Source organism: Nocardia amamiensis NBRC 102102 (genome assembly GCF_001612745.1).
GTDB classification, from domain to species: domain Bacteria; phylum Actinomycetota; class Actinomycetes; order Mycobacteriales; family Mycobacteriaceae; genus Nocardia; species Nocardia amamiensis.
Genome location: NZ_BDBA01000255.1, coordinates 1 through 5,710, shown reverse-complemented (window position 1 = coordinate 5,710; position 5,710 = coordinate 1). Strand labels below are relative to the sequence as shown.

Annotated in this window: 5 protein-coding genes and 1 pseudogene; 2 read left to right on the top strand and 4 right to left on the bottom strand. The window is 70.3% G+C overall.

Annotation, left to right across the window (positions count from 1 at the left end):
* Positions 1-118 precede the first annotated feature (118 nt).
* Together NA4_RS33795 and NA4_RS33790 are read right to left on the bottom strand one after the other, a co-directional pair.
* Positions 119-802, bottom strand: a complete 684-nt coding sequence (locus NA4_RS33795; protein WP_067479432.1) for a uracil-DNA glycosylase — start codon at positions 800-802, stop codon at positions 119-121.
* A gap of 11 nt (positions 803-813) precedes the next feature.
* Complete coding sequence (locus tag NA4_RS33790; protein WP_084497700.1) at positions 814-1,815, bottom strand: thiamine-phosphate kinase; 1,002 nt, start codon at positions 1,813-1,815, stop codon at positions 814-816.
* Positions 1,816-1,983: 168 nt separating this feature from the next.
* On the opposite strand from NA4_RS33790, the gene NA4_RS39695 reads away from it, so the two are divergent.
* Positions 1,984-2,871, top strand: coding sequence for a DUF3515 domain-containing protein (locus NA4_RS39695; protein WP_084497699.1), 888 nt, complete (start codon positions 1,984-1,986; stop codon positions 2,869-2,871).
* 246 nt (positions 2,872-3,117) lie between these two features.
* Here the strand turns inward: NA4_RS39695 and NA4_RS33780 are convergent, their stop codons facing one another.
* A complete protein-coding gene (locus NA4_RS33780) occupies positions 3,118-4,221 on the bottom strand; it encodes a D-alanine--D-alanine ligase family protein (RefSeq protein WP_067479430.1) in 1,104 nt (367 codons plus the stop codon).
* 87 nt (positions 4,222-4,308) lie between these two features.
* Positions 4,309-5,304: an NAD(P)H-dependent glycerol-3-phosphate dehydrogenase gene (locus NA4_RS33775; protein WP_067479428.1), complete on the bottom strand. Its 996-nt coding sequence runs from the start codon at positions 5,302-5,304 to the stop codon at positions 4,309-4,311.
* A gap of 31 nt (positions 5,305-5,335) precedes the next feature.
* Here NA4_RS33775 and NA4_RS33770 point away from each other — a divergent pair.
* A pseudogene (locus NA4_RS33770) lies at positions 5,336-5,710 on the top strand (2-phospho-L-lactate guanylyltransferase); the annotation flags it as partial.

The window sequence follows — 5,710 nt, the reverse complement described above, 5'->3', positions numbered from 1 at the left end:
GCGCGGCGCAGACGGCCAGGGTCGCGGTGGTGCCGCGCAGCGCGCCGCGGACTGTGGTGTTGTGCATGGAACAGCTCCTCACTCGTTTACTCTCGGTCGATCACACCCTGGCACCTGTTCAGGGCAGGCGCCAGTCAACCGGTTCGGCCCCTAGTTCGTCGAGTAGTTCGTTCACTCGTGAGAAGGGGCGCGAACCGAAGAACCCGCGCGACGCGGACAGCGGCGATGGATGCGCGGACTCGATATAGGGGACCTCGGACTCGATCAGCAGCGGCTTCAACGTCGCCGCGTCCTTGCCCCACAGGATCGCCACCAGTGGCTCGTCCCTGGCGACCAAGGCGCGAATGGCTTGGTCGGTGACCGCCTCCCAGCCCTTGCCCCGATGCGAGGCCGGCTTGCCGGGCGACACGGTGAGCACTCGGTTGAGCATCAGCACCCCTTGGTCCGACCACGGGCTCAGGTCGCCGCAGGACGGCGTGGGGTGGCCGAGATCCTTGCTGTATTCGGCGAAGATATTGGCCAGGCTGCGCGGAATCGGCGAAACGTCCGGCGCCACAGAGAAACTCAGTCCCATCGGGTGGCCCGGCGTCGGATAGGGGTCCTGGCCGACGACCAGCACATGCACCTGGTCGAACGGGCGCTGGAAGGCGCGCAGGACGTTCTCACCGGACGGTAGGTAGCCACGGCCCGCCGCGTTCTCGGCACGCAGGAACTCACCCATGGCGGCAATCCGATCCGCCACCGGCTCGAGTGCCTCGGCCCATCCCGGATCCATGATTTCCGACAGCGGTTTCGTGCTCATGACCGCACAACTTAGCGTGGTTGGTCTCCGGCTGCCCAGGCCGCCCCACGGAACGATTCCCACCCGCCGTCGCCCGCCTGCGCCACGCCGTCGACGGTGAGCCCGTGACCGGCCACAACGTGCCCGATCGCCACCCATCCCGCGGGTAGCGGGCGGCCCGGTGGCCAGGTGCCCGCGAAGGCGTGGTCCTCGCCTCCGGTCAGGATCCATTGCGCCGCATCGCCGTCCAGCGCAGCGGCGACGCGTTCCAGCGCCGGATCACGCAACGCCGCCGAATTCAGATCGATCGCGACGCCGGAGGCCGCGGCGATATGTCCCAGATCCGCGAGCAGCCCGTCGGACACGTCGGTCAGCGCGTGCGGCCCGACTTCCGGCACTCCGGCCGTGGTGCCCGGCTCACGCCGCAGCACGTCCAGCACGGCGGCATAGGGCGGCTGCGGAACACGATGCGCGGCAAGCGCTTCCGCGACCTCGGCACCGGCCACGCCGGCGGTGAACGCATCGAGTCCGGCGGCCGACCAGCCGAGGCGGCCCGCGACCGCGACGATATCGCCCACGCGCGCACCGGATCTCGTGATCGGTGCGCCGCCACACAGATCGCCGAAGGCGGTGACCGAGATGACCAGGTCGCGGCTGCGGACCAGGTCGCCGCCCGCGATGGACGCGCCCGCCCTGGCGGCCTCGGCCCACATCCCGTCCGCGAGTCCGTCGACCAGCTCGAGCGGGGTGTCGGCGGGGCAGCCGAGCGCGACGACGAACGCGCTCGGCGCCGCGCCCATCGCGACCACGTCCGCGGCGTTCTGCGCGATCGCCTTGCGGCCGATGTCCTCGGGACCGGACCAGTCCAGCCGGAAATGCCGATCCTGCACCAGCATGTCGGTGGTGACCACGAATCGGCCGTCCGGCGCCGCGACCAGCGCCGCGTCGTCGCCGGGGCCGAGCAGCACGCCCGGCGCCTGCACCCGGCCCGCGTTGATGCGATCGATCAGCGCGAACTCCCCCAGTTCACGCACTGTCCTCGGGCCTGTGCTCGCGCTGATGACCGATCCTTTCCGGCGCGCCGCTTGCTGGAACGAGGCCGACGGTACCCTTTCGCCAGGTACTCGAGTACCACCGGGCCTGGCCGCCGCACACCCGCGCGGCCGACGCTCGATGCGCGCGAACAGGAAGGATCGGTGAGCATGGCGGCGGATTCGTCGAACCGCGATTCGACGGAGCACGAGGACGAAGGCGTCGACGCCGGAAGATCCGCGTCCGACGCCCGCGACGCCGTCCGCGAGGATGGAGCCGGGATCGACGCCGGTGGCACCGAGCCGGACACGCCAACCGCGTCCACCGACGCCGAGTCGACGGAATCGGAAGCCACCGACGCCGAGCCGGCCGAATCGGAAGCTGCCGACGCCGAGCCAGCGGAATCGGATGCCGCCGACGCCGAGCCAGCGGAATCGGATGCCGCCGACGCCGAGCCAGCGGAATCGGAAGCTGCCGCTGCGGATGGCGCGGCAACCGAGCCGGACCGCCCGGGCTCCCCATCAGCTCAGTATTCCCCGGCCCTCATCGCCACCGCCGTGGCGCTGCCCGTCGTCCTCGTCGTCGCGGTGCTGGTGGCCGCAGTGCTGGCACGCCGCGCACCCGTCGAGCGGGAACCGCTGGTCCTCGGTCCCGTCCCCGCACCGGCAGCGGACGGCCCCTCCTGCGCCGCCCTCCTGCCCGCCTTGCCCGCCGACCTCGGCGAATTCAGCAAATCGACCCTCGTGGAGCCCGCTCCGCCCGCAACCCGGGCCTGGCAGCGCACAGACGGCGGCGACCCTATCGTGCTGCGCTGCGGGTTGGACCGCCCGCTGGAATTCAACCGCGCCTCGCCCTTGCAGATCGTGAACGGGGTGCAGTGGTTCGAGATCCGGGACCAGGCAGCGAAGGCGAGCACATGGTTCGCCGTCGACCGCGGCACCTACATCGCCCTGACGGTCCCCGACGGTTCGGGGCCGACCTCACTGCAAGAGGTCTCCGACACCATCACCGCCACCGTCCCCGCCCAGCCGATCGATCCGGGACCGCTCCCCAACTGACGCACCTGGCAAGGCCCACGGTGCAAACCGCTCGGCGAGTGGATCCGCACCTGACGCCTCGCCAGCAGCATGGCGCGGCAGGCATCGGCACCCCGTGACCGGTAAACGCGGTCAGCCCGACCGGTGTCGGCAAACCATTCATCGGCCTATCCGCCCACGTCCGATGCCGCAGCAGCTCGCTTTCCGCGTGGAACCAGCGATTGCGTCTCGGCCAGCGCGATTCTCGCGCAACTCAGGGCTCGAGATTCAACGCAGGCCGGTCCCGCGGGTGAGAGCGGTTTCGATGAGCGTGGAGACCAGCGTGGCGTAGTCGATGCCGGTGGCCTCCCACATGCGCGGGTACATGGAGATCGCGGTGAAGCCGGGCATGGTGTTGATCTCGTTGATCACTGGCCCCCGCTCGGTGACGAAGAAGTCGACCCGCGCCAGACCCTGGCAGTTCAGGGCGTGGAAAGCGCGCACCGCCAGTTCCCTGATCTGGTCGGAGACCTCGTCGTCCAGCTTGGCCGGGACGTCGAATTCGCAGACGTCGTCGAGGTATTTGGTATCGAAGTCGTAGAACTCGGGCGCGGCGGCGGCGCTGTCCTCCTCCGGCATCCGGATCTCCGCGACCACGCTCGCCGAGACCCGCCCGTCCGGGAATTCCAGGACACCGCATTCCACTTCGCGTCCGACGATGCCCGCTTCCACGATCACCTTCGGATCGTGTTCACGCGCCGCGGCGATCGCCGCGTCGAGCTGGTTCCAGTCGGTCACTTTGGTGATGCCGATCGATGATCCGCCGCGCGCGGGCTTGACGAACACGGGCAGTCCCAAGCACCGCCGATCCTCTTCGGCCACCGTCGCGGTGCCTGGCCGCAGCACCACTTGGGTGCCGATCGGCAGTCCCTCGGCCGCGAGCAGCTTCTTGGTGAACTCCTTGTCCATGCCCGCCGCGCTGGCCAGCACTCCGGCCCCCACGTAGGGGATTCCGGCGAGCTCCAGCATTCCCTGCAGAGTCCCGTCCTCGCCGAACGGTCCGTGCAGGATCGGGAACACCACGTCGACCGAACCGAGGGTGGCGGCCGGATCGTCGAGCGCGATCAGCGCCCCCGAACGGCTCGGGTCGGCGGCCAGGGTCAGCGGCGTGCCGGTGGCGTCCACCGACGGCAGGGCGCGGTCGTGAATGCCGAGGGCGGCCACGTCCGAGCCGCCGAGCACCCAGCCGCCCGCCGTGGTGATGCCGATGGGCACGACCTCGTACCGCTCCGGATCCAGGTTGCGCAGCACGCTGCCGGCCGATACGCAGGAAACGGCGTGCTCGTTACTGCGTCCGCCGAACACCACTGCAACCCTGATCCGGTTCCTCATGCCCGGAACCGTACCCGTTTCGGCGAGCGCATCCACCGTTGACCGTCCGGCTCCGGCGCTACCCGCCCCGAGCCGCGCGGATCCGGATCACTCCGGCTTCATCCGCCGTCCGAGCAGGTTGTCGACGGCTTCGCGGACCGAGAGCCCCTCATGGCAGACCTGGTGCACCGAGGTCGTCAGCGGCATCTCGACCCCGTGCCGCTCGGCCAGCGCGCGAATCGATGTGCAGGACTTCACACCCTCGGCGACCTGGCCATGAGTGGCCGACTGAGCGGCATCCATCGACCCGCCCGCGCCGAGCACGTGACCGAAGGAGCGGTTGCGCGACAGCGGCGACGTGCAGGTGGCGACCAGGTCGCCGATCCCGGCCAGGCCGGCCAGCGTGGCGGGTTCCGCACCGAGGGCGACGCCGAGCCGGATGATCTCGGCCAGTCCGCGGGTGATCAGGCTGGCGATCGAGTTGTCGCCGAGACCCATTCCGGCGGCGATGCCGCAGGCGAGCGCGATGACGTTCTTGCAGGCACCACCGATCTCACAACCGATCACGTCGGTATTGGTGTACGGCCGGAAATAGCCCGTCGCGCTGGCGTGCTGCACCGCGACCGCGCGATCGGCGTCCGAGCAGGCGACCACGGTCGCGGCGGGCTGGCCCACCGCGATCTCGCGCGCCAGGTTCGGCCCGGACAGCACCGCGATGCGGCTCTGCTCCGCGCCGGTGACCTCCCCGATCACCTGGCTCATCCGCAGCAGCGATCCGGTCTCGATGCCCTTGGCCAGGCTCAGCAGGGTGGCGTCCGGAGCGATCAAACCCTTCCACTCCGCGAGGTTGACCCGCAGCGACTGGGACGGCACCGCCAGCACCACGATCTCGGCCCCGTCCAGCGCCACCGCGGGGTCGTGGGTGGCCGCGATCGGCGGCAGCGGAATATCGGACAGGTAATCGGGATTGCGATGTTCGGAGGCCAGCGTCGCGGCCACCTCGGGCCGCCGGGCCCAGATCGTGACCTCGGTTCCCGCGTCCGCCAATACCTTCGCGAACGCGGTGCCCCACGATCCCGCGCCCAGCACCGCTGCCCTCGTCATCAGCCCAATATGCCATGGAAGGATTGCACGCATGCGCCCGCACTCCGTGCATGCCGTGATCGCGGTCAAGAGCCTCGATCGGGCCAAGAGCCGACTGGCCGATCGGCTGCGCCCTGACCAACGGGCACGGCTGGTGCTGGCCATGCTCGCCGACACCGTGACCGCAACCGGAGCGGTCGCCGCTGTGGTATCGGTCACCGTGGTCACCCCCGACCCAGCGGTCGCGGATCTGGCTCGCACGTTGGGCGCCGACGTCCATCCGGAGCCGCGGGAGCGCGACTCCGACGGACTCAACACCGCCTTGGCCGCCACCGCCGCCGCCCTGCGCGCCGCGCACGGCCCCATCGACCTGCTCGCCTTGCAAGCTGATCTGCCCGCGCTGCGCCCGGACGAGCTCGCCGACATG